Here is a 25,611-nt window from a genome sequence, read left to right as displayed (position 1 = left end):
ATTCACGACCCTTCCAATCCGTTTAAAATATACACTCCCGGAAGATGCGGGTATAAATACTGATAACTTAAGAGAGATTGACAATATTGCCAGTGAAGCTATTAATGCACGGGCTACTCCGGGGCTTGTAGTATTGGTAGCTAAAGATGGGAAAGTGGTTTTCAATAAAGGTTACGGGACACACACTTATGATGACAAAAGCCCGGATAAGGTTACCGACATATTTGATCTGGCCTCTATAACCAAAATTACAGCAACTACTCCAACTGTAATGCGCCTGTTTGAAGAAAAAAAGCTTAAACTGGATACAAATATAGGAGCCTATATCCCTAAGGCCAGAACAACGCCAATGAACAACATCCAGGTAAGAGAGGTTATGCTTCATCAGGCAGGGTTCATTCCATATATTCCATTCCATGATGCCATCAAACCCACTGATCATAGTCCAGATTCTTCGGCTGCCTATCCAACAAAAGTGGCCGATGGATATTATGTAAGAAAGGATTATTTTAAAGACATAATGTGGCCTAAAATGTTAAATGCCCCAATCAGAACCAGAGGCAAATACGTATACAGTGATATTAGCATGTATGTAATGAAGGATATTGTAGAGCGCATCAGCGGAAAACCGCTAAACGAATACGTTAGCGAGAATTTCTATCAACCCCTCGGCATGCAAACAGCAGGTTTTCTACCTCGAAACAGATTCAGCAGAGAGCAAATCATCCCAACTGAGAACGACACTTATTTCAGAAAAACCTTATTAGTAGGATATGTTCATGATCAGGGGGCGGCATTAGTTGGTGGCGTGTCAGGACACGCAGGTTTATTTGCAAGTTCAAATGATATGGCTATTATGTACCAAATGCTGCTTAACAAAGGCACCTATGGAGGTCAGCAGTATTTTAAACCTGAAACAGTAGATATGTTTACTCAAAGACAATCAGCAGTTAGCAGACGTGGATTAGGATTTGATAGATGGGATCCGGATTTGACAAAGAAATACCCTTCAGAACTTGCATCCTCACAAACTTATGGACATACAGGTTACACCGGTACGTGTGTATGGGTTGATCCATCAAGAGGCCTTGTTTACATATTTCTTTCAAACAGAGTAAACCCTTCTGTAACCGATAAACTAAGCACAATGAAAATCAGAGGAAGAATTGAGGATGCAATAATTAAGGCGGTTGACAAGGGCGTAAAATAGCCAACTAACCTTCTGAATCTCAAATAAATGTATAAATCACTACACAACTTTGTACATTTAAATACCACAGCTCATATAGAGGCGTTTTTTTCGTAAATTAGGTATAACCTAAAATCATATAGTTATGAAAAAAGTATCAATTATTGCGGTTCTGCTAATGCTTATCGCAGTAGGCAGAGCCCCAGCTCAGGACGACGCCATGATGAAAGCCTGGGAGGCCTACATGACACCCGGTGATGTACATAAAATGATGGCCAAAGATGATGGCACATGGAATGCAGAGGTAAGCATGTGGATGAGCCCCGATGCCCCGCCAGCAAAAAGTACAGGCTCTTGCACAAACACCATGATCATGGGTGGACGTTATCAGCAGTCGGCCTTTAAAGGAACCATGATGGGAAAGCCTTTTGAAGGTATGGGACTTATGGGATATGATAATGCAAAAAAAACATTTGTTAGTTCCTGGGTCGATAATATGGGCACTGGAATTATGAATATGGAAGGAACATGGGATGAGGCTACAAAGTCTATTACGCTTAAAGGAAAAACTGCTGATCCAATGACAGGCAAGGACCTGGATGTTCGAGAAGTATATAAAGTAATTGACGATAAAAACCATCTGATGGAAATGTACATGACCACTGATGGCAAGGAAATGAAAACCATGCGCAGTCATGTCATCATAAACCTTGGGATGCTCAGCATCTATGCAGGATTCCAGACTTGTTAAATCCATATCAGAACGAGGATGCAAAAAGAAAGGAACCGAAAACCGCGAAGTTTTCATCAGTTCTCTTGGAGGATTTACAACCCTATGTGTTGTAGAACGAAGTTTATTGTTTGTTAACCTTTGCAGCATATCTCCTACATTTACCACAATATCAGTATGGCCAGCTTTAATAGGCAGCCATTCGTCACTGCGTGTTAACACCTCCAGACCATCTGCACTTGCCCCAATCAACAAAGTGATAAGGTTTATATCTTCATGAGCACCTGCACGAACTGCATCATCCGGTAAAGCATCCGGATCCTGAATAGGAAAATAATGAATTCCTCTTAAAATTGAATTACCATTATGAACATGCTTATCAAAATAATCTATTGGAAGCCCTAGATAAGTAGCAATTGCACGCAACAAATGCTTTCCATTCCCCTCCAGACGTTGGTAGATCTCTCTTGTAACTTCATTAAATTCCGGGATCTCTTCAAGATACTCATTATCCGGATATTGACTTTTAATAGGATCACCATCCATAACCTCCTGTCCAATTTGCCAGAATTCTTTTAAGTCAGCTGTTTTAGCTCCTTTTGCTGTTTCTTTACCGGCGCTGGTATAACCACGTTGACCAGCAAGTTCAACTCTTTCATATTTTTTCTTTTGCTCAACAGAAAGATTAAACATAGATTGTATATTCTTATACAGCTTTTCGATTAATTCCTGACTTACCCCATGATTAGTGATGGTTACAAAACCAGAATCATTAAATGCCCTGCCCAATTCGTCAGAGAATTTTTTACGCTGTTCTTCATTTCCATTGATGTATGAACCAAGGTCCAGACAAGGAATATAAGGTGTTGACATAGTGATTTATTTTTATGAGTAATAACAATCTAATTTAAGAAACAATTGTTAATAAACAGTAAAGGCACATCGGCAACACATATAACATTCTGCAAGTAAATACCTTAAGTTATTCACAAGATCAAGGACAAAATAAGATTATCAGGTAATTGTAAACTTAGAATCAAATCAAATTAATTAAAAACTATGTACCTTCCTGCTACGTAATTTTACATGAAAGATGATTTTCAAAATTGTATTCGAATTATGAGAAATATATTAATTATGGCTATAATCCTTTTGTCGGCAGGCGGTGCCAATGCGCAATCTAAAGGCCTGCAAAAAGCGACATTTGGTATGGGATGCTTTTGGTGCTCAGAAGCGCTATTTCAGCGTTTAAATGGAGTTACAAATGTTAAATCAGGTTTTGAAGGGGGTAATGTTGCTAATCCATCATACGAAGATGTATGTACCGGAGCTACTGGTCATGCTGAAGTAATTGAGGTCACTTATGATCCTGCTAAAATAAAATACGATGAACTTCTTGAAGTATTTTGGAAAAGTCATGATCCAACTACCTTAAATCGGCAGGGCGCAGATGTTGGCACTCAATATCGCTCAGTTGTCTTTTATCATAATGAAGAGCAAAAAGCGCTGGCAGAAAAATATAAAAAGGAATTGAATGATACCAAAGCCTTTGGCAAGCCAGTTGTAACAGCTATCAATAAGGCATCTACATTTTATGTAGCAGATGGATATCACCAGGATTATTTTAATAAAAATGGGAATCAACCGTACTGCCGTCTTGTAATTTTACCAAAGGTGGAAAAACTCGAAAAGATATTTAAAGCAAAGCTGAAACATTAAAAAGCTTTTTCTAATAATTGAGGAGAGTGTCCAAAATGTAAGGTCGACATGACGGCAGAATGTCGACCTTACACTGGAATATAGTAATACTATATTCCAATTTTAAGTCCAACGTTTAACCCTAATCCACCAATGTTAATATACGAGCGTAAATCATCTGAAGGTTTAGTAGGATCATAATTAGGCTGTCCTTTAACATTCATTGTAGAATTAATGGTTTTATGATAGTTAACCTCTCTATCTCCTTTTGGTTGATCCTCTAGCGTCAGTTGTTTTGACCCCGCCGGAGTGTTTGTGGCATTAACAACTACAGTTGCTGTTCCATCGTAACTTCTAAGTTCTTTATCTTTACCGCCAACCGAAATATTACGATACTCTATTTCTGAGAATAAACTTATATTATTTCCAATCTTATAATCAAATCCTAAAGCGCTTTGAAATCCTATTGTTGGTTTCGGATTGATGTGCTCTTCTCTTGCCAGAACAAGAGTTGTACGAGTACCCGGAGGAGACACCGTTCCTTGAGAAGCTGCAATCTGACCAGTCTGATCATTAACTGAAGTATTGATTTGTAAATATCCTCCAACAGGAATGATCACCCCAATTTTACTATATGGCTGGAATTTCCCTGTATTCGGAATTCGGAAAACTAATGCTGGTGTTACGTCAAATGCTTTTACTTTACCCACAGCATGCAGACTTAACACATTTGTTCCGTTATTTATTACCGTTTGCCTCAGCATATCCTGCTCTTCACTCTTAAAATAATTAACTCCCACTTCCAGACCAATAATTTTATTAAACTGATAACCGCCAACCAGACCTGCCCTAAAACCTTGTCCAAAAGACCCTGTCAATGCTGTTTCTGAGGTTGTTGTCGTTGCACTTGCACCAGTTCCGGTAACGGTTGTTGTTTTGTCTCTTGCTAATTGCCCGTTTATTGCTGGAAACTCAACAGGAGTAACTTTCATAAAGTAACTACCCGTCGGTTTAATGTAAAAGCCTTTTTCTTGTGCTAATGAAGACAGAGAGGCAGTGGCTAGTAATACTGCTGATAGAAGTAACTTTTTCATAGTAGATTAAATTTGGTATATGCATTCACTTTTATCTATGCATGCATAGTAATTAACGTATGAAACCAGAAAAAAGTTTGTTATCATTTTAAAGTCATAAGCTTCAGTATTTTTTTTTGTTTTGACTAACGTAACTACATTTGCTAACACTGTTATTTTTAAAGCTCATGTTAGAGTTAAAAATAAGTGCTAAACGATAAAAAAATAAACTAAGATTTTCAATATGAGCTCAATAGAAGCCTTAAACTGGCGATATGCCACAAAAAAAATGAATGGTGAAAAAGTTTCACAAGATAAAGTTGATCAGATTCTTACAGCCGCACATTTAGCTCCAACATCGTCAGGCTTACAACCATTTAAAATTATTGTAGTTACCAACCCTGAACTAAAAGAAAAAATTAAGGCCGTAGCTTACGGACAATCTCAGATTACTGATTGTTCTCACTTATTAATCTTTGCTGCCTGGGACAATTACACCGAAGAACGTATCAAAGCGGTTTTTAACCATACCAATAATGAGCGCGGATTACCTGAGTCAGCAACTGCTGACTATGTAAATAAACTGATAGGTATCTATACCTCAAGAACCGAAGAAGAAAACTTTAACCATGCAGCCAAACAATCATACATTGGCTTTGGAGTTGCTTTAACCGAAGCTGCTTTTCTAAAAGTTGACGCTACTCCAATGGAAGGCTTTGACCCTGCAGAACTTGATGAATTATTAGGTTTAAGAGAACGGGGATTACGTAGTACGACCTTACTTCCATTAGGATATAGAGATGCCGGTGGCGATTGGTTAGTAAACCTTAAAAAGGTTCGTACCCCCTTACAAGATTTTGTAATTGAATTCAAATAACATAGTTAAGTTGCGGAATTAGATTCAGCGTAACAAAAAAATTAAGGAGATCCTGAAACCATATTCAGGGTCTTTTTTTTGTCTTAATACCCAGTATTAAATAGCAATGATATGTCAAAATATGTTAAAGATGCACTGTAACTAACCTATTCAATTCATAAATGAATATATTAGCATGATTAACAGCATACCATTTTGATGAGATTCGTAAAATTTGTAATTGCCCTAATATTATTTTCAACTGCACTGCAGCTTTCTTCATATGCACAGCAAGACAGTATTGTTTTAGATAACATCATGAATAAATCTAAAAAACTTGCGGAAGAACGTCCGACAGAAAGGGTTTATGTTCATTTTGATAAACCTTATTATAGCGTAGCTGATACCATATGGTTTAAAACGTATTTAACAATGGAACAAAATCTTCCTTCCATACTAAGTAAAATCGTTTATGTTGATGTAATAAACAGTAGGGATTCTTTAGTTCAAACCATAAAACTACCCGTTGTAAAAGGAGTGGCCGCTGGGAATATACCTCTCACCCCTGGTACTTATAAACAAGGAAACTATTATATAAAAGCATATACTTTATGGATGCTAAACTTTGGAGAAGACTTTTTCTTTAGCAAAACCATCCCTGTAGGTGAGGCAATTGATAAACAATTGATTACTCATTTTAGCTATAAAACTACTCAGACGGATAAAAACCAAAACATTGAAGCAATAGTCCAATTCAAAAACAGTGAGAACATTGCTCAGGCAAATAAAACAGTAAACTGGAAGGTAACTTCTAATTTTGATGTGGTTAGTAAAGGCAAAGGCACAACCGACCAGAATGGGATTTTAAGGATAAAGATTGATTCCCGTAAAGAACCTATTACAAGTGGCGAACTTATAACCGACATGACTTTAAGCGAAACGAATATAGTTACTTCGAACTTTAAGCTTAAACCAGCTAAAAGTGACAACGATGTTCAATTTTTCCCGGAAGGTGGAGATTTAATTAACGGCGTAGCCACAAGAATTGCTTTTAAGGCCATCAACGGATCTGGACTTGGTGTTGAATTAAAGGGTACAATTACCGACAATGGAGGCAATACGCTTACCAACTTTACTTCAAGCCATTTAGGTATGGGCTCCTTTTATCTGAATCCAGAGAATAATAAAGTCTATACAGCAAATGTTACGTTTAAAGACGGTACCACCAAGAGCATTGAATTGCCAAAGCCAGTTGCTTCGGGCATTACACTTCAGGTAAGCAATACAGATCCATTAGCTTTAGGCATCAAAATATTTGCCAACGAAACATATTTTGAAGCGAACAAAGGAAAAATGGTATTTATTGTAGGATCCAATGGTGGAATTGTTTACTACGCAGCAAAAACCAAGTTAAATAGCCTRGTTACAAATGCCAAAATTCCGAAAGACAAATTCCCGGCAGGCATTACTCAAATTACGCTTTTCTCTGAAGCAGGTGATCCAGTTAGTGAGAGATTAGCATTCAATTATCCAAAAAGTACCATAAGCGTATCCTTAAAAACTGATTTAGCAGCCTATAAACCCAGACAAAAGGTAAAAATGACCGTAACAGCAAAGAACGGCGCAGTACCTATTGAAGGAAATTATTCTATTTCTGTTACCGATGACCAAAAAGTTCCTGTTAATGAAGATAATGAAATAACTATTTTAAGCTCACTGTTATTAACCTCTGATTTAAAAGGCTACATTGAAAAACCAAACTATTATTTCAATAAGCCGGATGAGAAAAAGATAAGTGATCTGGATGTACTTATGCTTACGCAAGGTTATCGCCGTTTTAATTTTAAAGATATCATGACCGCGCCGTTCCCACCGCTTACCTTATTGCCTGAACAGGATATGAGAATCACAGGTACATTAAGAGATCGTACGGGTATGCCTGTTAGAAAAGGTGCATTAAGACTAACTGTCACAGGAAGTAAATATTCTGCAGAGGCATTAACCAATAACACAGGTGTATTTGCGTTCCCTAACCTTAACATCCCAGATTCATCAGAAGTAGTAATAAATGCAAAATATAACGCCAATGGCTCAAGCTTAATGATATTGCTTGATGGACAAATGGCCCCTCCTGTTTCCAAAAACCCTAAACAGATTGATGAGGTTGTTAATATAGACAGCGCGTTAGCGCCCTATTTAAATAACAGTAAAAAGCAGTATAGCTACCTCCGCACACTTAAAGAGGTAAAAATTGAGGGTGCTAAGGCCAAAAGGCCAAGCCATGCAGATTATCCATCTTTATCCGGGTTGAGCAATATTACAGGAACAACAATAGATGGTGATCGTTTTCAAGGATGTAACACATTCGCACTATGTTTGCAAACACAGGCAATGGGCCTAACATTTTTTGAGAACAATTTCTATGTAACCAGAGATTATAATCAAGGTAACAAAACACCGGTTCAAATTTTTATTAATGGTACACCTAGCGATTATTTTGCGTTAACTGCTGTTCAATCTTCTGAAGTTGAGTCTGTAGAGATATTTCCAAGGGATGAATTAGGAACAGTAAACAGACTTTATGGCACCAATGGAGTATTAGTCGTGAATATGAAAAAAGCTCCTAAAGGCACAAAAATGAGTTTAGCTGAATTTAAAAAACTTATGCCCGAAGCTAACCTGTTAAAGTTTAGCCCTAAAGGATTTAGTACACAAAGAGAATTCTATTCACCTAAATATGTAAATGCAGCCAGCACCTATAATTTTAATGATTTGCGCAGTACAATTTACTGGAACCCTAAAGTAGTTACAGATACAACAGGGGTATTATCGCTAGATTATTATAATGGTGATGGAAACGGAACCTATAGAGCTGTAATTGAAGGGGTAGACAAAGATGGAAATATATCCCGCTCCGTCTACCGCTATACGGTTAAGTAATTAGGATTATTCCCCGCTGTTTTCTGTCTCTTCGTGTTCGCATTTGATACCGGCGTCGGTCATTTTCCAAACGGTGAACTCACTGTTTGAATCATGATCACAATCCCAATAGCCATAACCATCCAGATAACGGCTAAAGTTTTTGCTTATGTTTAACCTGGTTCCAACAGGAACTTTTAATGTAAGCTCAACCTCTTGTCCGCGCCAATTACCTGCTTTAACAAATTGCAACATTGGGCTAAAGGTTAGCAAAGAATCATGTTGCAGGAAATCGTAGTGGATATTCTGCGCATTTTTTAATGCCATTTCAAAGGTTTTACCCCTCGCTTTATAATATTGGCTTAATGAGGGCTTTCCATTTTCACTTTTCTCAATATTTAACCTGATGTTTCTTGGCGCATCAAAGTTATGATCAAGATCAGTCAAAATTCTGCGTCCATTATAATTTCCTGGATCTATGCTGTAACGTAAGCTGTCTTCTTTTGTAAAGAATCTTGTTCTATCAATATTTAATGTATACGTCTGAAATGGTTTTACTTCACTCACTTGTGTAAATTCAGCACCTTCTTTAAACTCAGACCCAATTTTAACTACATAAAATGAAGTTACTGCTACTCCTGCAAGCCAGATTATCAATAGTCCAAATGAAAGTGACTTATTAACTGGTCTGCTGTTAAAAGCTACCCTAATAGAAAAAAGAACCAGCGCTAAAACCGGAATCATAAAAACCAAAAAGGCTGCAATAGCCGATGCAGTTATATACTCATGATTTATAATGTTGAGCGGGAACATCTGATAAACATTTGAATCCCACATACCTAATAAAGCTGCCAGGGCTACAATAAGGAATAAGATAATTAATGATCCAAAAGCAATAATACCAGCAGCAATAATTTTGAATATAACCTTACCGGTTCCATTAATAAAATTACCCAAAACATCAAGAAACTCAGCTATAAAGCCTCTGGACTGATGCACCAAAGGCTGCAGATAACTATTAGCAAATCCTTTTAAGTTTGCCTCCTCGCCCCTCATTGTCATTTTCTCAGCCTTAGTAACAGCCCTCGGTATCATAATCCACAATACAACGTAAGCTAATATTCCAGATCCACCCAGAAAAATTGTAGCAATAGCGATAAGTCTAACCAAGCGTGATTCTACATCAAGGTAGTGGCTCAAGCCAGAACATACACCAGCAATCATTGCCTGATCAGTATCTCGGTAAAGTTTTTTCACACTAAAATGAGGAGGGCTAGCGTACTCTTGAGTTTCCTCTTCTTCTTCTTCCGACGATTCAAAATCTTTAACTGAACCCATCTGGGCAGTAACTATCTGAACGTCCTGAATATTAATCACCTGCCTTTGCTGATTGGTCAATATTTCTGCAAACATCTCTGCAATTCTATTTTCTATATCAGTTACAATTTCAAAATCATCTGCATTCTTCGCGAAATGCTGTTTTACTTCATTTAAGTAAACTGTAAGCATTTCATAGGCGTCCTCTTCTATATGAATGATGGAGTTGCCAATATTTATGTTGAGTGTCTTCTTCATTACTTATTAATATTTATTTGGTCGTTGGTATCATTATCTGCAACTTTCTTTGAAGTATTTATTGCGTACGACAGTTCCTGCCACGTAGCGTCGAGTTGGCTAAGTATAGATTTGCCTTTTTCTGTAAGCAAATAGTATTTTCTGGGTGGACCAGAGGTAGATTCTACCCAATTATAGCTCAACAAGCCATTATTTTTTAAGCGGGTCAGCAAAGGGTACAATGTCCCCTCAACAACAAGCAATCTTGCTGATTTCAACTCAGCTATAATATCCGAGGCGTAAATTTCACCTCTGGATATGATAAGAAGCACACAGTATTCCAGTATGCCCTTTCGCATTTGCGTTTGCGTATTTTCTGCTATCATAATACAAAGTTATATGTTTTATATAGTAATATGCAATACATAGTACTATATAAAAACAAATTTAAGGTACATCTTTCTGATTTACAGATAAATAATTTTAAAACGAAGAGTAGAATATAACTGAAAACGGAAAATATGAGTAGAGATATCAACCAAAAATCAAAGTTATTAACATTTTATCCTCTAAGCGCTAATTTGGCTCACAGTTTGCAATAATCAATACATCTACTTGAAAACCATCTATCTATGTTAACAAAAACTTTTTCCTTATTTAATATATTCGCCAGGCGAAAAGAGGAGGCACCCCCTAAAGAATTGACCAGAAAACAATGGATAGATGCAGATCGGATTGTAATGATCGTTCTATTTCTAAGTGTTATTATTGGCGCAATTATTTTTTCTTAATTTACAACAACAGCGTATCTATTCTGTGAGCCTGTACCCTATCCTGATATTCGGACCAGGTATAAATGGTAAAATGACCATCCTGAGAAGCAACTAATGCTGTAGCATCTCTTTGATCATGAACAAATTGAGCAGCTGAAAGATGCCTTGTTCCGCCTACCTTAGAAGGATGGATTACTACGGCATCACCACCGGTTATCGGTTCTGAAAAAGAAATCTCATCAACATTATCCTTTCCTTTTGCCCGTCCTATTTTGGCTCCAAAAGCCAGCAGTTCATATTGATTGCTGATAACAGTTGCTCCATCCACGGCAGTTAAACCCGCAAGATGTTCTACTTCTCTTTTCAATGCAGTTTGCCAGAAAATCTGACTAGCCTCTTTACGATCTTGTTGCAACAACTTGGATAGACCTGTAAAAGACGGCTGCACATAATATTGAATAGGTTTGATAATGGATTGCAACCAATTACTGGTTTCACCTGGCACTACCAGCAAAGTCCCCCCTCTTCCATGTGCCCTCATAGAAACAGCAAGCTGGATTAGTACATTAACAGAATCATTCCAATAAGAAGGGGCGGTAAGATCCAGCAATGATAAAAGCATTGGCGGGCAATCCGGTACACTTGTACTTTGTCCGTCAACCATTTTGACCTGGTCACCCTTAAGAACTGCAATGTTTGTAAATTTTCCAAACCCATAAATCCTTCTATGCTTAATTACAAGCAATGCAGGTTCAGAAACATCAAGTACAAAACAAAAATTAGGAATACTAACGGTAGTTCCCCAAATATAAAGTGCCCCATCCTCTTCCCAAACGCCAAGATGTATCCCCGCACGCTCTATGCCCGGTGCCAGCTTAGTTAAGGTGCCCGGATTTAAAGGCAATCTATTTTTAAATAATAATGGGTTGCCCGCTTGCTGCGGAGGTAAAAATGCCAATGATATTTTTGGAGAATGTCCTTCTTCTTTACGTAAACTTGCCCAAAAAGTCGCATCAATTATAGCTTCAACTATATCTGCTGTAGGTAAAGGTGCGAGATCGTCCTCTCCACTATCTCTGGCAGCAGCAAGATGTGCGGCAAAAATAGCCTCAACTTTAGGGGCAATAATCCGTGCTGCCTGATAGGTAGATTGATAGATCATGCCATAAAGTTAAGGTATTCGATTTATTTAATTGTATATCTAATGCCAAAAAATCCCCGTATTCCTTGATTCGGGCCGTAAACATAACTTGGATCAAAAGTAAGCCCATATGGGTTTTCAGCAGTAACCATTACCTGGCCGTTTTTGTCGAGTTCCACATGTTTATCAAAGGGATCATTAGCTCTCGCAATTATGAAAGGATTGCCTTTGTTTGGAGTCCAGTTTAATAGATTTTTTATTCCACCATATAGTTCAAATCTATTGAATCCACTAAATGTGAATTGAATATTTTGTATGCTCCAGACTGGTGAAAATTCTTTCCTTGGATCAAGATCACTTAGCAATGGTAAACGCATAGGGCTGTAAACATTTCCTGTGTAGTCAATAGCAAGATTAAATGGTTTGATTTTGTATGAAATGGCCCAGTTTCCTGAAAATTTTTCTGTAAGAATTTGCTGCTTCTTAATTCCATGTTCAAAACTGGCAACATCCTGATAAGTTGCCCCAACTATAACCTTCAGTCCGTTGTTAAAAGCCACATCAACATTAGCACTTAATCCTTTACTTACGGCATAACCATCTAAATTATCATAAATAATCTTATTAGGATCTGTATCAAAATCGCCTATGATCCTGTTGTTAAAATAAGTATAAAATGCTGAGCCTTCAATACCTAAAAAAGTCCCGTTATCTGTATATATTTTCTTTAAATAATTAAGATTTACATTATATGTCTTTTCAGGTTTAAGCTCATTCGGTATCTCTACAGTTCTGGCGCCTGTTAAGGCAGCATGATCTTCAGTAAAGATGTTTACCACTCTAAAGCCGGTCCCTGCATTTAATCTAAGAATATTATTATCATCTATGCTCCATTTATAAGCAACTCTGGGCGTAAAAATATTTCCATTAACAGAATTATAGTCATACCTAAATCCTGCAAGAAATTTATGCTTTGCGCTTAGTGTTATTTCATCCTGAATAAAAATTCCCGGGAGCCAGGTATTTTTTGCAATCTCCTGGTTAAGGCCAGTGGTTGCCGCAGTATTATCATCATAAAAAGTATACCTTAAAGCTGTCCCAAGCAAAAGATCATGATTGTGAATCTTCTTATCCCAGGTAAGTTGGGCAAACCCTATTTTCTGTTCGGCAATATAAGATGTTGTTCCATACCTGCTATCCTGATTATGTTCATTATACGAAAAAGCCAGAAATATCTTCTCTTTTACCGGCAACTGATAATTTCCAATTAATTCCCAGCGTTTGGTATAAATGCTTTCACCATAAACCTGATCTCCTCCCCTAAATGACTTGTTCCATTGCATTTCTCCTCCCCATCTGTCCTCATACATATACCTTGCGCCAAGCGTAAATATTCGTTTGTTTTTCCTTTCAAAACTCCATTTCTGGAATACAGAGATACGATCCTGAAGCGTCACATCTGTGAAGTTATCATGATTGTGATCTACCGGATTGCCATATTTAAAATAATTCACCCCTGTTAATGCGATGGCCTTTTTCCCGAGGTTGAATTTAAATCCAAGATCAGCATTGTATTCCTGATAATCGGTGGCAAAAAAATCTGCAGAGAGCAGCGGTGCATTTTCAGGCTTTTTAGTAATGATATTGATTAAGCCTCCAACTGCCTCGCTACCATATAAAGACGATGCAGGTCCTTTAACAATTTCAATCTGTTCTACCAGTGAATTCGGAATTCCTGAAAGTCCATAAACAGTCGAAAGGCTACTTACTATTGGCATTCCATCAATTAAGATCATGGTATAAGGTCCTTCAAGACCATTAATATGAATATCACCGGTATTACAAATATTGCAGTTTAGCTGTGGCCTTACTCCATTTACGTTCTGGAGCGCCTCAAAAATACTAGGTGTAGGATTCTTTTTAAAGTACCCTGGCGTATAGACTTCTACCGGAACCGGACTCTCCAATCTCTTTACTTCCTTTAAAGTTCCCGTAACTACAACCTCATCTAAATCATTTTGAAGGTTGCTGAGATCAAAATTTAAAACTGATGACTCATCATTCCTTAATGTAATGGTTTTAACCATTTTCCTAAACCCTATTGCCGATGCCTGAATCCTATAAGTGCCCGATTTAACTTTACTAAGTGTATAATTCCCCATACTATCAGTTTGAGTGATTAGTTGAGTCCCCTCTATCTTAATATTTACGAGAGCTAAGGGTAGCGCTTCAGAAATAATTTTACCACTAATGCTTCCGGTTTGGCCCATGGCATTAATAACAAACAACATAGAAAGAATTGAAAGTAAAGTTTTGCTAAACATATTTTTATATTAATCTAATAGTTAAATAATTTCAACAAAACTAATAAAGTTAGATTAGTCTAACAAATATAATTTGACATTTATTATTTTTATTTCCTTTATAAAGCGATAAGTTTGTACTATGCTATCTTATACAGAAGAAAACTATTTAAAAGCTTTATTAAAACTGAGCTTTCAGAACGAAGAAAGGCCCGAGGCAGGCACCAATGAAATGGCAGCTTATTTAGGTGTTAAACCTGCTACTGCCACAGATATGTTAAAAAAGCTGAAAGAGAAAAATCTGGTTACTTACAAAAAGTATGGCAAAATATTACTTACAGATATCGGCAGAAAAAACGGCATCGCCATTTTAAGAAAGCACAGACTCTGGGAAACATTTTTATATGAGAAACTGGATTTTAGCTGGGATGAGGTCCATGAAGTTGCTGAGCAACTGGAACATATACAATCAGCTAAATTGGTAGATAAGCTGGAAGAGTTTCTTAACTTCCCGGAATTTGATCCACATGGCGACCCAATTCCAAAAGCAAACGGGGACATGCCCGCCATTGCAAAAACGTTATTATCAGAGTTAAATGCTGGCCAAAACTGCAAAGTGGCAGCTGTTAAAGATACTTCTACTCTATTTCTTCAATATTTGGAGAAATTGAAGATAACCATTGGTACCAGGATAAAAGTACTTGAAGTGATTGCTTTTGATGGGTCATTGAATATTCAGATTGAAAACGAAGAGCCCAGAAGCGTATCTATGAAATTTGCAGAAAGTTTATTTATTAACCAACTTCCATAACACCCATTATATGTCAACCGAAATAAAATGTCCTAATTGCGCGCATACTTTTCCCATTGAAGAGGTGATGGCTGAGGAATATAAAAAAGACCTCAGAGAGAAGATGGTTACCTTTACCAAACAAAAGGAAGATGAATTTGCTAAAAAGCAAAATGAATTTCAAGCGTTGCAAAAACAGCAGGAACTTGCTTTTGAGCAGCAGCAAAAAAAACAAGCGGCAGCTTATGAGCAAAAATTAAGCGAAGAAAAAAAGCAGCTACAAACCGTGCTCGAAGAAAGCTTGCGCAAAAGTATAGCAACAGATTTCGAAAACAAGCTGCAAATACTTGATAATGCCAACAAAGAGAACGAAGAAAAATTAAAATCTGCCCGCGCTAAAGAGCTTGATTTCCTGAAAAAGGAACAGGCAATGAAGCAAAAGGAAGAAGAAATGGAGCTTCAGCTACAGCGTAAACTACAAGAGCAGCGCGCTGATATGACGGAACAGATCAGAAAGCAAGAGGCCGAAAAAAACAGCATAAAAGAGACCGAACATCAACTGAGGGTAAAAGAACTGGAGAAACAGCTCGACGATCAGAAAAAACTGGCAGAAGAGATGAAGCGTAAAGCAGAACAAGGATCTATGCAGTTACAAGGCGAAGTACAAGAACTAATTTTAGAAGAATTACTTAGAAATGCATTCCCTTTTGATCTGGTATCTGAAGTAGGTAAAGGAGTAAGAGGAGCCGACTGCGTTCATCATGTCAGAAATCAATTTGGGCAGGAATGCGGTAAAATTATCTATGAAAGTAAGCGCACTAAAGATTTCTCGATGGAATGGATTGAGAAATTAAAGAAAGACATGCGCAGTATGGGAGTTGATGTTGCAGTTATAGTTACCCAAACCTATCCAAAAGGAATGGACTGTTTCGGCGAAAAAGATGGTGTTTGGATCTGTTCGTTTGATGAAGTTAAAGCCGTTTCCTATATCCTTAGAGATGGAATTGTGAAGCTGTTCAGCGCTTCAAAATCTCAAGAAAACCGTGGAGATAAAATGCATATGCTGTATGATTATTTAACCAGCAATGAGTTCTCTGAGCAATGGAAAGCCATTAGAGAAGGTTTCATGAGCATGAAATTATCTATCCAAAGAGAACGCGATGCTATGGAAAAACTATGGAAAGCCAGAGAAAAGCAACTAGAAAAAGTACTGCTAAATGCAGCACACATCAGAGGTTCAATTGAGGGCATTGCCGGAACAGATAGTATACAGCTAAGCCTTACTGATGACGAGGACGACCCTTTATTGTTAGAATAAATCTGGCTTATGATATACGCAAAAAAGAAAGTACAACAGACTGCTCATTTGGCCGCCCAAACGGCCAAAATTATTGCAAATGTAAAAGAGCTTCAGGAAAAGAATCTAATAAGGATTGAAGGAAACGAGGTATATGTATATCCTGAAATCCTTAAGGATAAACCAACAGCATTAAATTGGATTAAATGCCTTCATCTGTATTGTATGCTAAAAAAGCGTTTTAAAGAAAGTGATTCACTTTTCTTTAAAGATTATACCACTGGAGAACAAATTGGCGCTTACAAAAACAAGAAGGCGAGCGTCACTATTTTCACTTAAATCCAGTTACAACCATCTGCTTTTGCGCCAGTTTTCTTGTTTCTCAAAATCCATAAACGTCCAGGCCACAAACCGACTGATCTTTTGTCCTTGCGCCATTTCTATTGTTCTAACTTCAAATGCGTTAAAATTCTGAATCGCTTTATAAATAAAAGGAAGGTTACCGCTCTTTGAAACTAAGGTCGAGAACCATAAACATTGATTTGCAAAAGAAGCACTCTCCTCTATCATTTTTCTAATAAATCCGACTTCCCCTCCTTCATACCAAAGCTCTGTATTTTGTCCCCCAAAATTCAGTGTTACCTCTTTGCCTTTTTGCTTACCCAAATTTTGCAATTTCCGTCTTGTGCCAGATTGAGCCTCTTCGGCAGAAGAATGAAAAGGTGGATTACACATGGTGAAATCAAACAGATCCTCTGGCTTGATAACCCCTTTAAAAATATGATGTTTATTGCTCTGTGGCCTGCAAGTTATAGCATTTGTCAGTTCCGGATTTGATGCAATAATTGCTTTAGCCGCTTTTATGGCTCCGGAATCTATTTCGCTCCCCACAAAGCTCCAACCATAGTCCTGATGACCAATAATCGGATAAACACAATTAGCACCCAATCCAATATCTAACCCTCGAACTGATTTTCGCGTTGGTATTATCCCATCATTAACAGAAGCGAGCAAATCTGCCAGATAATGCACATAATCTGCCCTACCCGGTATAGGTGGACAAAGATATCCGGCCGGAATATCCCAATACGAAATACTATAGAAATGCTTAAGAAGTGCTTTATTAAGACTTTTAACAGCCTCAGGATCAGAAAAACATATAGATTCGTCTCCATATGAATTAACTGCAACATAGTTTTTCAATTCCGGATAGCTTTTAATCAACTCGGGAAAATCGTACCTGAAGCGATGTTTATTTCGTGGATGGAGGGGTGTTTTTTCTGCTGACATTCGTATAAAAATTATCCAAAGTTAAGCGTTCTGAGTAAACAATTGGATATATTAGAAAGCATGACGTACTTTGCATGTATAATTTTTCAATTTTGAAGGTACTATGCTAAAGTTTATCAAGGGATTTGGGTATGCGTTTTCGGGTATTGGTTATGCCTTTAAAACACAGCTTAATTTTAAATTTCATATTGCGGCCCTCCTTGTAACGGCCATTGCCGGGTGGTATTTTGCATTATCTATAAATGAATGGCTTTGGATAATTGCCGCTGCCGCTATTGTTTTAATAACAGAATTGTTGAATACCGCTATAGAAGTACTTGTTGATTTGGTTTCGCCAAACTTTAATCCCAAAGCAAAGATCATTAAAGATGCAGCTGCCGGGGGTGTATTGATTGCAGCTATTGGTGCAGCTATAATTGGCTTGATCATCTTTATTCCTAAAATTTTTTAGGTCATGTTGCATAAAACCAGGGGGATTGTTTTAAAAACTACACTCTATAGTGAAAGCAGTGTAGTTGTACAAATCTTTACCGAAAAGTTTGGCATCCAATCGTACATGATCAATGGCGTTAAAAAACCCAGGGCAAAGATCAGAATGAATATGCTCCAGCCATTGCATCTTGTAGATATGGTGGTTTATCATAAAACCAATATTAGTATACAGCGTGTTTCTGAGCTCAGGCCATCTCCTGTTTTTAGTAGTATTCCTTATGATATCATAAAAAGTACAATGGCAATCTTCCTAAATGAAGTATTGTATAAGAGCATAAGACAGCAAATGGCAGATGAGCATCTATTTGATTTTATATTTAGTGCTATTTGCTGGCTCGATGAAAACAGCGAAACAAACGTAAATTTCCACCTTGCATTTTTGCTTAAACTATCAAGGTATTTGGGATTTGCGCCCAGTATGCAAACTAAAAGCGACCAGAGTTATTTTGATTTACAGGAAGGAGAATTTAAGTCGATGCTCCCTGTACACCCCCACTATTTGGAAAAATCTGATGCAATTCTCTTTATTTCCCTGTTTACTTCACCTTTTGAAAAAATAAATCAAATAAAATTAGAAAATAAAACAAGAAGATTCATTTTAGATAAAATATTGATTTACTACACTTTACACACAGCATCTTTTGGAGATATTCGTTCGCATCAAGTTTTAGAGGATGTGCTCTCTTAAAATATTACAAAAGTTTTGGAGTTTTAAATTAGAGGTGTATATTTGCACTCCCTAACAATTAGGGATTAATACAGCTTACTCAGCTGGCCTTTTAGCAAAAGAGTAGAACCAAAGGGGAGATTAGCTCAGCTGGTTCAGAGCACCTGCCTTACAAGCAGGGGGTCACTGGTTCGAACCCAGTATCTCCCACCATAATGGACAACCTCGATAATTCCGGAGTTGTCCTTTTTTTTGGCTGTTTTAAAACTTTTGTGATATCGGCAATAAGCTTCTTTAGCGTTGCAAGGGTCAGCCGCTTTCTCCGAAATAACAATTGCTCCTTCTTTATTTGAAATTAAATTACGACATTTAATAGTCTGCATCAACCACCCTAAAATTATACTTGAAGGCAGGCAATTCGGAACAATAAACCAAACACAGATTTCGCTTCGTAATTATCGCTCTTCATGAAATTAATACCCTTCTTATGTGCTTTCTTAATCACGGCGAGCTCCTTTGCTCAAAAAACCACTAGCTTCCTGCTTAAAGGAAATGTAAAGAATTTGGATGACACCTTTTTTGAATTGGCCACTACAGGGTATTTTAACAATACTGTGAATGCTGTATTAGTAGATAAAAAAGGTAATTTTTCTAAACACATTTACATAGACGGTATTCAGGACTTTTATCTGTATCTGAATAATGATGCCATCACTGCTTTTGCTGTGCCTGGTGACACCATAGAAGTGAATTGGGATCAAAAGAATTTTAAAAACACCTTCAAAATCAATAGTCCATCGCCAGAGCGCGCTCAGGATTTGTCTATCATGATGGCGATTTATAACAAGAGAAGACAACCCTTTCTTGATTTGAATAGGAAACTGTATGAAGAAAAAGAGCTTGCAGATTCTTCTAAATACAGGTTAATTAATGACTCGTACAATGCAGAGTTAAACATCATATTTAGTGCTCCCCATACCAAATACAGCATCACTAAGACTTTTTATGATGCATACTTTAAACATGTGGGATTATTGAGGGGATTACGTGGCAACTTGTTAAATATCTATAAACTCAAAACAGACGACCGCTACTCCAGTCCTGAGTATGCTAAATTTGATCATACCTACTTATCAGAAGAAATTTTCATACAATCTGCACCTTACCGCGATTTTCTTTTTGATCAGGTCCGATTTCACCAACCTTTTAAATATTATACAGCAATAAATGGCTCAGGCTATGCTGCTTTCAATCCAGCAAAAAAAGACTATCAGTCGGGACAGGCTTTTTTAAATATCATTCCTATTAGAGACTGGTTTTCGGCAAAAGCGATCATGTTTGGTTTTGAGCACTATGATTTTAAAGATGTCAAGTCAGTTTATGATGACTACCTGGCACACGGGAGTACGCCAGCTTACCTTGATACGGTCAAAACATTTTATGACAATGCCAGAAAGTTAGCGCCCGGGCAGCCTGCGCCCGCATTTAACCTGAAAGATATGAAGGGTAACTCCGTTTCGTTAAGTGATTTTAAGGGCAAATTAGTTTACATTGATTTCTGGGGGGTATACTGTGGCCCTTGTATTGGTGATATCAAAGAAAACGGGACAAAGATGCATGAGAAATATAAAGACAAAGATGTTGTATTCTTAAACATCTGTGTGGATGAAAAAGGAAGTACCTGGACAGATAAGGTAAAGGAATTAAAACTTGATGGAGTGAACCTTGTTGCTGAGGGCTGGACCACCAATCAGGTGTGCAAGGATTACAATATCAATGCTATTCCGCATTATGTGTTAATTGATAAAGAAGGCAAAATAATCAATAATAACGCCCCGGGATTATACCAACTAGCAGGAGATGGAGCAAATGATCTGGATAAAGCTTTAAAWGTTGAAAAGAGCAAATAGTCTCAATTTAGTTCGCAAAGTACCCTCATAATAATTAAGGAGAACTCAACATACAAGCAACATATCCAGTCTTTAGATTATTTTTTTACTAGTCTTTCCCCATATTTTTTCAGGATCTTCAATATATCTGTCCTGTCTTTCAGGTAAATATTGGTCAAGAAAACAATACCAATATGATCGTTAAACAAAATATTGGTGGTAACTCCCGGATCGTCCCCGTCATGACCGATATATCCGTCGTTGTAAATATTCCAAAACACTCCTTTATTACGTGTTTGAAGGTTCATATTAGCAGGTACGGTAGCTGCCGTAAAGACAGGCTTAAACATGGTTTTAACAGACTCGTTTGCAAGTATTTTCGAATTACCATTTAGGCCACGGATCATTTCCAGGACGTATTTACTTAGGTCCAGTGCTGAAGTTCTGAGCCCCCCATCTGGATAGGTTGTTAATGTATAATATGGAAAAGCCATTTGTTTGGTGAAATAAGGAACCGAATGTTGTTTTAAATTCCTTCTAGTTAAATACCAGTCAGAATGATGCATTTTGAGAGGTCCAAAAACATATTTTTCCGTAAACGCAGGAAATGACATGCCTGACTTGACCTCAATAAGATAAGCCGCCAATGCGGACCCGACATTGCTATAACTTGCACGTTTTCCCGGTTCGCTGTCATAAAAATTTTTAGCGCTGTATAATTTTCCCGTCGGACTTAAGTAAGACTTTAAGAAAGTTTGTAGCGTTGTATCCGCGAGGTCCGACGTATATCCATGCGCTTTCATGAACTGACCTAGTATTGGATCTAAATCAGACGATTTCCTGAAACGGTAGGTCCTGTTAAACATATCCTCATTATCGATAATTCCAGAAGTGTGGGTAGTGAGGTCCTTAACTCTTATTAACTGATCCGGGCGATAAGGGTTTACCACTTTAAAAGGTAGTATCTCGTTGATATCTGTCTCCAACGTAAAATAGTTTAACTCAATCGCTTTCATTAGCGCAACCGCAACAACTGTTTTACTTACCGAGCCTATATTCTGGATGGTTTTTGGCGTAAATGTTTTTTGATTCTTAATGTCGGCGTATCCAAATCCTTTCTGATATATTGGCCCTTTATTGTTTAGAATGACCACTGCAAAACCCGGCAGATCCTTTTTATGCAGGTATTCATCAAGATGATACGTCAGCGAGTCAACAGTAGTTTGTGCAATCACAACGCCTGGAAATAATACCATAAGGAGAGGAAGAATTTTAAGAAATCTCATTGTTCTATTATTTGTTTTACACCAATTAATAGTGCAAAACTGGATAATATGTATGTGCCAATCGCCCGTCTAAGCTAAGACGCACGTGTTGAGGTACGTTGAAATTCGGAAGGAGAGATACCTGTGTTCTCTTTAAAAGCCTTGTTAAAGGTTGTTTTTGAATTAAAACCGGATTCAAGAGCTATCCCAAGAATATTGTAATGAGAATATCTCGGCTCAAGTAACATTTTTTTGCTTTCATTTACTCGATACCTATTAATGAAGGAGTAGAAGTTCTCCTTAAACTCTTCATTCAATACCTGCGAAAGATGAATAGGTTTCATTTGTAATCTATCCGCCAAAGAAGTAAGCGTAAGCTCGTTATTAAGGTATGGCTTCTCGATCTCCATTAAGTGTTTAACATGTTCAACCATTTCGGCTTTCTCCAGAACAGATAAGGTTGAATTTTTGTACCTCTTTTCCCTTTGTTTTAGTTCCGCTACCTCAAGCTCCGGCAGCATGCTTCTGTAAATGCCTTTTTGTGCTATAATATGATAACCGAGCCAATAACTGAAAATTAAAAGGCTGTACCCTGTCAGATTAAGCCAATCTTTTTCGAAACCACTTAATGTCCAGAAGACGATGACAATCAACAATAAAATCACCATTATTCTTACCCAGTTAAGGTCATTTTCCCGAGCTGTAGAGGTAAGATCCTTCAAGATTTGTTGATGCTGATTTACGAGACCATTAATGAGGAACACGTAAATTATTCCCTGGATGTTATTATAATATTTGTATAAAATTCTTAAAAAAGAACTATTGTGGTACTGTTCTATAATGGGTAATGGAAATACCCAGATTAACAGAAATATAAGAATAGGTATTAAATGAACAATATGTTTTTTCTGAAAACGGAACAAGTTTTGGGTCAGGGAAGCGATATAAAAATAGAGTGATGAGAAAGCAATAAGCAGCGAAAATTCATCCAGAAAGCGAAAGTAGTTCCCGTAGATCCCATTGAAAACCAATAAATCATATAACTGATTTAAACCAAGAGAAATGCAAAAAGACAAGAGAAAAAGGCTAGCAGTCTTGCTGCGATTTTGTCTTATCAGAAATGTGTAAAGACCGATAGAGAAAAAATTTACACAGATTATTGCAGATACAAGTGTTTCTGGATTAAGGTTGATCATTCAATGCGAATATATTAATATTCTCGGATACGATCTTTCTTTATCCCAATCATAAAATTGGATCGAAAAGCATAGAAATCAGTCATTTTGGAAAGAACATGATCAAAAAGATCCTGGATAAAATATCCCACCATAAACCTACTCCCCACAAGAATTGATTCGAAAGGGTCAGGTAGGGAACCAGTATTTTAACCCAGTTAAACACTCCTTTATCTTTAACAGTACCACATCCCAATGTGATTTCATTCAAATTACAGTATAAATCCATGTTTTTATCCGAAAAACATGGACTCAACATGGACTTTGGAATAATATAACTTATCAATTATTTAGTTGTCATTATTAGTACTTTTACTAATAATAGCGCAACTAGATGAAATGAAAAGAAAACTATCTTTAATTGAAGGGACCATGTATGCAGGCGGCCAAACAGCTGTGAATGTTGTTTCCTCTGTTACAATTAAAGGTACGGTTCAGGAATCTGAATTACATGCCTCACTATTAAAGATTCAGGCCAGGCACCCATTGCTAGGCAGTAATGTTTGGGAAGATGAGGTAGGTATCCCTTATTTTGTTGAACAGAATCCGGTTCAAAGAATCGGCCTTCGCATAGTTAACCGACAAACAGACCAGGATTGGGAAAGGGAATCTATCACAGAATGCCTTACCCCATTTAACACTAAGAATGATACTTTGGTTAGGTTGGTGTGGTTAAAATCAGAAAGTGTTTCTGACCTGATTGTTGTGGGCCATCATTGTATATGTGATGGCAGATCTATCCTGAACCTTATGGATGAAACATTGTCTTTGTTAGGCGATCCGGAAAAAGAAATAGGTGCCTATAAATCCTTTTCCTCTATACAGGATTTTATTCCTCCCGAAATCCAGGAAAGCAAGGCAAACAAATTAAAGATTCAATTATTTTCTAAAGTTGCAAAGCTTGCCTTACTTGCGGTGGCCTTTAAAAAAGAGATTAAAAGAGAAAAACCATTTTTTTTACATTGGAAACTTAGCAAAGAAGAATCTTCCCTAATTATTGAAAAATGCAAATCTGAAGGGGCTTCTGTCCACGATGCACTAAGTGTGGCATTTTTAAGAGGGTTTAAAGAAATTAAAACCATAAAATCGCATTCCAGACTTTATTGCGCAGTAGACATGCGGAAGTTCCTGCCAGAAGTTAAAAGCAATATGCTCTTTGCTTTTCCGGCAATGGTTGGGCTCAATCTTTCGAACAAAAAAACCGATGGTTTTTGGAACCAAACCCGTGAATTTAAAAATGGCCTGGCAAAAAAAATAGATGAGATGAATGTAAATACCGTATTGCTATACAGCGAGTGCCTTTTGCCTTCTTTACCAAGAATGACCAGATATGCCAAGGCTGATAAAGGAGCCCATGATTTTACCCTTTCAAACATGGGAAAAGTAAGCATAAACGAAAAATATGGTGCGCTTGAAATCGAATCTTTGCAATCCCCTTCGACAATTTTTCCGTTCGGTAATCCGACAACTCTGTTTACAACTTATTTTAAAGGTCAAATTGATTTGATATTCACATCCGATGAGCATTTTATAAAACGGGAAGATGTGTTAGCCTTAAAAGAGAGTGCATTCAGTATGATCATAAAATAATTATTTATATTTAAATAACGTTGAAACTAACGAGATCAAACCATGAAACTATTAAAATTAATCATCCTTTCCGCAGTTACATTAGCCTCCTGTTCTGGGCAGACAGAAACCAAAAAATCATCTGAGCAATCTATAAACGGAACCTGGAAACTTATATCCGCAAAAGTGATAACCAAAGGTGATACCGCAAATACTTTTCCTGTAGAAAATCAGGAGATGATTAAAGAATTTAATGATACTCATTTTTCCTTTTTCAAGCATGATGTTAACAAAGGAAAGGGCAAAGGAGCTATTTTCGATGCGGGTAGTGGCACATATACGTTAAATGGAGATAAATACGAAGAACATCTTCAATACTGCAGCTTTAGAGATTGGGAAAATCTGAAATTCAGTTTTACATTAAAAATAAGTAATGATACATTGGTGCAACGTGGCATTGAAAAAATAGATAGCCTGAATGTTAATCATGAGATCGTAGAAACCTACGTTAAGTTACACTAGGATAAGGTATGTTATTACCTACGGTGGGCATCGAACAGATCTTTAAACTTCCTTACACAGGGGAAGACTTTAAGTTACTACGCCACGACCCTATTAACATGCCCTCCATTCCTCATGCGCATAAGCATGATTTTTACATGCTCCTTGTTATAGATCAGGGTAGCGGCACGCATACCATAGATTTTAAAGAGCATATCGTTCATAACAAAATGGTGTTTTTCCTTGCACCCGGGCAGGCCCACCAATGGGAGCTCTCAGAAAAAACATCTGGTTATCAGTTAATGTTTTCGCAGAAGTTTATGCTTCCCGGGAGTCTAAGGTTGCCATTTTTCAATTTGTCGTCCTCTCCTGTTCTGGCC

At 37.3% G+C, this 25,611-nt stretch carries 23 protein-coding genes, 1 tRNA gene and 1 pseudogene; 15 read left to right on the top strand and 10 right to left on the bottom strand.

Going from position 1 to position 25,611, the window contains the following annotated elements:
- On the top strand, nucleotides 1–1,210 hold a 1,210-nt coding region (locus AC1DDX_RS04345), incomplete at its 5' end, for a serine hydrolase domain-containing protein (RefSeq protein WP_477621801.1).
- A gap of 124 nt (nucleotides 1,211–1,334) precedes the next feature.
- A complete protein-coding gene (locus AC1DDX_RS04340; RefSeq protein WP_477621802.1) occupies nucleotides 1,335–1,940 on the top strand; it encodes a DUF1579 domain-containing protein in 606 nt (201 codons plus the stop codon).
- On the opposite strand, the pseudogene AC1DDX_RS04335 reads toward AC1DDX_RS04340, so the two are convergent.
- Nucleotides 1,878–2,792: pseudogene (locus tag AC1DDX_RS04335) on the bottom strand (isopenicillin N synthase family dioxygenase); the annotation flags it as partial. The gene AC1DDX_RS04340 and the pseudogene AC1DDX_RS04335 sit on opposite strands and share 63 nt — an antisense overlap.
- A 213-nt stretch (nucleotides 2,793–3,005) precedes the next feature.
- Between AC1DDX_RS04335 and msrA the strand changes: the two are divergent.
- Complete coding sequence (msrA, locus tag AC1DDX_RS04330; RefSeq protein WP_448104846.1) at nucleotides 3,006–3,638, top strand: peptide-methionine (S)-S-oxide reductase MsrA; 633 nt, start codon at nucleotides 3,006–3,008, stop codon at nucleotides 3,636–3,638.
- A gap of 89 nt (nucleotides 3,639–3,727) precedes the next feature.
- Here msrA and AC1DDX_RS04325 read toward each other — a convergent pair whose 3' ends face one another.
- A complete protein-coding gene (locus AC1DDX_RS04325; RefSeq protein ID WP_172661593.1) occupies nucleotides 3,728–4,711 on the bottom strand; it encodes an outer membrane beta-barrel protein in 984 nt (327 codons plus the stop codon).
- 223 nt (nucleotides 4,712–4,934) lie between these two features.
- On the opposite strand from AC1DDX_RS04325, the gene AC1DDX_RS04320 reads away from it, so the two are divergent.
- Both AC1DDX_RS04320 and AC1DDX_RS04315 read left to right on the top strand, forming a co-directional pair.
- Nucleotides 4,935–5,567 carry an NAD(P)H-dependent oxidoreductase gene (locus tag AC1DDX_RS04320; protein ID WP_172661594.1) on the top strand — a complete coding sequence of 211 codons (633 nt, stop codon included), beginning with the start codon at nucleotides 4,935–4,937 and terminating at the stop codon, nucleotides 5,565–5,567.
- Nucleotides 5,568–5,765: 198 nt separating this feature from the next.
- Nucleotides 5,766–8,486, top strand: coding sequence for a carboxypeptidase-like regulatory domain-containing protein (locus AC1DDX_RS04315; RefSeq protein ID WP_172661595.1), 2,721 nt, complete (start codon nucleotides 5,766–5,768; stop codon nucleotides 8,484–8,486).
- A 6-nt stretch (nucleotides 8,487–8,492) separates the two neighbouring features.
- On the opposite strand, the gene AC1DDX_RS04310 is transcribed toward AC1DDX_RS04315, so the two are convergent.
- The 4 genes from AC1DDX_RS04310 to AC1DDX_RS04295 form a co-directional block, all read right to left on the bottom strand.
- The gene (locus AC1DDX_RS04310) at nucleotides 8,493–10,040 is read right to left on the bottom strand and encodes a PspC domain-containing protein (protein ID WP_172661596.1); all 1,548 of its coding nucleotides are present in this window, start codon (nucleotides 10,038–10,040) and stop codon (nucleotides 8,493–8,495) included.
- Complete coding sequence (locus AC1DDX_RS04305) at nucleotides 10,040–10,405, bottom strand: PadR family transcriptional regulator (protein ID WP_048907523.1); 366 nt, start codon at nucleotides 10,403–10,405, stop codon at nucleotides 10,040–10,042. The genes AC1DDX_RS04310 and AC1DDX_RS04305 overlap by 1 nt, the downstream gene beginning before the upstream one ends.
- Before the next feature lie 406 nt (nucleotides 10,406–10,811).
- Nucleotides 10,812–11,954 (bottom strand): putative sensor domain DACNV-containing protein, encoded by a 1,143-nt coding sequence (locus AC1DDX_RS04300; protein ID WP_172661598.1) that lies wholly within the window; start codon nucleotides 11,952–11,954, stop codon nucleotides 10,812–10,814.
- 23 nt (nucleotides 11,955–11,977) lie between these two features.
- The gene (locus AC1DDX_RS04295; protein WP_337717241.1) at nucleotides 11,978–14,257 is read right to left on the bottom strand and encodes a TonB-dependent receptor; all 2,280 of its coding nucleotides are present in this window, start codon (nucleotides 14,255–14,257) and stop codon (nucleotides 11,978–11,980) included.
- A gap of 121 nt (nucleotides 14,258–14,378) precedes the next feature.
- Here AC1DDX_RS04295 and AC1DDX_RS04290 point away from each other — a divergent pair, with 121 nt between their 5' ends.
- From AC1DDX_RS04290 to AC1DDX_RS04280, 3 genes are read left to right on the top strand one after another with little or no spacing between them, the layout of a single operon-like run.
- Nucleotides 14,379–15,047, top strand: a complete 669-nt coding sequence (locus AC1DDX_RS04290) for a metal-dependent transcriptional regulator (RefSeq protein ID WP_172661600.1) — start codon at nucleotides 14,379–14,381, stop codon at nucleotides 15,045–15,047.
- 10 nt (nucleotides 15,048–15,057) lie between these two features.
- Nucleotides 15,058–16,344, top strand: coding sequence for a DUF2130 domain-containing protein (locus tag AC1DDX_RS04285; protein ID WP_288881952.1), 1,287 nt, complete (start codon nucleotides 15,058–15,060; stop codon nucleotides 16,342–16,344).
- A gap of 9 nt (nucleotides 16,345–16,353) precedes the next feature.
- On the top strand, nucleotides 16,354–16,662 hold the full coding sequence (locus AC1DDX_RS04280; RefSeq protein ID WP_337717243.1) for a hypothetical protein: 309 nt from the start codon (nucleotides 16,354–16,356) through the stop codon (nucleotides 16,660–16,662).
- A 6-nt stretch (nucleotides 16,663–16,668) separates the two neighbouring features.
- Here AC1DDX_RS04280 and rlmF read toward each other — a convergent pair whose 3' ends face one another.
- Nucleotides 16,669–17,613 (bottom strand): 23S rRNA (adenine(1618)-N(6))-methyltransferase RlmF, encoded by a 945-nt coding sequence (rlmF, locus tag AC1DDX_RS04275; protein WP_337717245.1) that lies wholly within the window; start codon nucleotides 17,611–17,613, stop codon nucleotides 16,669–16,671.
- A 103-nt stretch (nucleotides 17,614–17,716) separates the two neighbouring features.
- Between rlmF and AC1DDX_RS04270 the strand changes: the two genes are divergently transcribed.
- The 4 genes from AC1DDX_RS04270 to AC1DDX_RS04255 all read left to right on the top strand — a co-directional run bounded on the left by AC1DDX_RS04270 (nucleotide 17,717) and on the right by AC1DDX_RS04255 (nucleotide 20,682).
- The gene (locus AC1DDX_RS04270) at nucleotides 17,717–18,064 is read left to right on the top strand and encodes a diacylglycerol kinase family protein (RefSeq protein WP_172661604.1); all 348 of its coding nucleotides are present in this window, start codon (nucleotides 17,717–17,719) and stop codon (nucleotides 18,062–18,064) included.
- 3 nt (nucleotides 18,065–18,067) lie between these two features.
- Nucleotides 18,068–18,793, top strand: coding sequence for a DNA repair protein RecO (gene recO / locus AC1DDX_RS04265; protein ID WP_172661605.1), 726 nt, complete (start codon nucleotides 18,068–18,070; stop codon nucleotides 18,791–18,793).
- 114 nt (nucleotides 18,794–18,907) lie between these two features.
- A tRNA-Val gene (locus AC1DDX_RS04260) sits at nucleotides 18,908–18,985 on the top strand.
- Between the two features lie 254 nt (nucleotides 18,986–19,239).
- A complete protein-coding gene (locus tag AC1DDX_RS04255) occupies nucleotides 19,240–20,682 on the top strand; it encodes a TlpA family protein disulfide reductase (RefSeq protein ID WP_477621800.1) in 1,443 nt (480 codons plus the stop codon).
- Nucleotides 20,683–20,759: 77 nt separating this feature from the next.
- On the opposite strand, the gene AC1DDX_RS04250 is transcribed toward AC1DDX_RS04255, so the two are convergent.
- The 3 genes from AC1DDX_RS04250 to AC1DDX_RS04240 all read right to left on the bottom strand — a co-directional run bounded on the left by AC1DDX_RS04250 (nucleotide 20,760) and on the right by AC1DDX_RS04240 (nucleotide 23,390).
- The gene (locus AC1DDX_RS04250) at nucleotides 20,760–21,947 is read right to left on the bottom strand and encodes a serine hydrolase domain-containing protein (RefSeq protein WP_288881939.1); all 1,188 of its coding nucleotides are present in this window, start codon (nucleotides 21,945–21,947) and stop codon (nucleotides 20,760–20,762) included.
- Nucleotides 21,948–22,021: 74 nt separating this feature from the next.
- Nucleotides 22,022–22,648, bottom strand: a complete 627-nt coding sequence (locus AC1DDX_RS04245; protein WP_337717249.1) for a helix-turn-helix domain-containing protein — start codon at nucleotides 22,646–22,648, stop codon at nucleotides 22,022–22,024.
- Nucleotides 22,649–23,204: 556 nt separating this feature from the next.
- The gene (locus tag AC1DDX_RS04240; RefSeq protein ID WP_288881935.1) at nucleotides 23,205–23,390 is read right to left on the bottom strand and encodes a hypothetical protein; all 186 of its coding nucleotides are present in this window, start codon (nucleotides 23,388–23,390) and stop codon (nucleotides 23,205–23,207) included.
- A gap of 110 nt (nucleotides 23,391–23,500) precedes the next feature.
- Here AC1DDX_RS04240 and AC1DDX_RS04235 point away from each other — a divergent pair, with 110 nt between their 5' ends.
- From AC1DDX_RS04235 to AC1DDX_RS04225, 3 genes are all read left to right on the top strand, one after another.
- Nucleotides 23,501–24,751 carry a hypothetical protein gene (locus tag AC1DDX_RS04235; protein ID WP_337717250.1) on the top strand — a complete coding sequence of 417 codons (1,251 nt, stop codon included), beginning with the start codon at nucleotides 23,501–23,503 and terminating at the stop codon, nucleotides 24,749–24,751.
- Between the two features lie 42 nt (nucleotides 24,752–24,793).
- The gene (locus AC1DDX_RS04230) at nucleotides 24,794–25,252 is read left to right on the top strand and encodes a lipocalin family protein (protein WP_172661609.1); all 459 of its coding nucleotides are present in this window, start codon (nucleotides 24,794–24,796) and stop codon (nucleotides 25,250–25,252) included.
- Between the two features lie 8 nt (nucleotides 25,253–25,260).
- On the top strand, nucleotides 25,261–25,611 hold a 351-nt coding region (locus tag AC1DDX_RS04225), incomplete at its 3' end, for an AraC family ligand binding domain-containing protein (RefSeq protein WP_477621799.1).

The organism is Pedobacter sp. 10L46_2 (assembly GCF_056395165.1).
This window is presented reverse-complemented; position numbering and strand designations above follow the sequence as displayed.

Coding starts and splice junctions, on each gene's coding strand:
- AC1DDX_RS04340 (WP_477621802.1), top strand. CDS start 1,335: ATGAAAAAAGTATCAATTATTGCGGTTCTGCTAATGCTTATCGCAGTA.
- msrA (WP_448104846.1), top strand. CDS start 3,006: ATGAAAGATGATTTTCAAAATTGTATTCGAATTATGAGAAATATATTA.
- AC1DDX_RS04325 (WP_172661593.1), bottom strand. CDS start 4,711: ATGAAAAAGTTACTTCTATCAGCAGTATTACTAGCCACTGCCTCTCTG.
- AC1DDX_RS04320 (WP_172661594.1), top strand. CDS start 4,935: ATGAGCTCAATAGAAGCCTTAAACTGGCGATATGCCACAAAAAAAATG.
- AC1DDX_RS04310 (WP_172661596.1), bottom strand. CDS start 10,040: ATGAAGAAGACACTCAACATAAATATTGGCAACTCCATCATTCATATA.
- AC1DDX_RS04305 (WP_048907523.1), bottom strand. CDS start 10,405: ATGATAGCAGAAAATACGCAAACGCAAATGCGAAAGGGCATACTGGAA.
- AC1DDX_RS04300 (WP_172661598.1), bottom strand. CDS start 11,954: ATGATCTATCAATCTACCTATCAGGCAGCACGGATTATTGCCCCTAAA.
- AC1DDX_RS04295 (WP_337717241.1), bottom strand. CDS start 14,257: ATGTTTAGCAAAACTTTACTTTCAATTCTTTCTATGTTGTTTGTTATT.
- AC1DDX_RS04290 (WP_172661600.1), top strand. CDS start 14,379: ATGCTATCTTATACAGAAGAAAACTATTTAAAAGCTTTATTAAAACTG.
- AC1DDX_RS04285 (WP_288881952.1), top strand. CDS start 15,058: ATGTCAACCGAAATAAAATGTCCTAATTGCGCGCATACTTTTCCCATT.
- AC1DDX_RS04280 (WP_337717243.1), top strand. CDS start 16,354: ATGATATACGCAAAAAAGAAAGTACAACAGACTGCTCATTTGGCCGCC.
- rlmF (WP_337717245.1), bottom strand. CDS start 17,613: ATGTCAGCAGAAAAAACACCCCTCCATCCACGAAATAAACATCGCTTC.
- AC1DDX_RS04270 (WP_172661604.1), top strand. CDS start 17,717: ATGCTAAAGTTTATCAAGGGATTTGGGTATGCGTTTTCGGGTATTGGT.
- recO (WP_172661605.1), top strand. CDS start 18,068: ATGTTGCATAAAACCAGGGGGATTGTTTTAAAAACTACACTCTATAGT.
- AC1DDX_RS04250 (WP_288881939.1), bottom strand. CDS start 21,947: ATGAGATTTCTTAAAATTCTTCCTCTCCTTATGGTATTATTTCCAGGC.
- AC1DDX_RS04240 (WP_288881935.1), bottom strand. CDS start 23,390: ATGGATTTATACTGTAATTTGAATGAAATCACATTGGGATGTGGTACT.
- AC1DDX_RS04235 (WP_337717250.1), top strand. CDS start 23,501: ATGAAAAGAAAACTATCTTTAATTGAAGGGACCATGTATGCAGGCGGC.
- AC1DDX_RS04230 (WP_172661609.1), top strand. CDS start 24,794: ATGAAACTATTAAAATTAATCATCCTTTCCGCAGTTACATTAGCCTCC.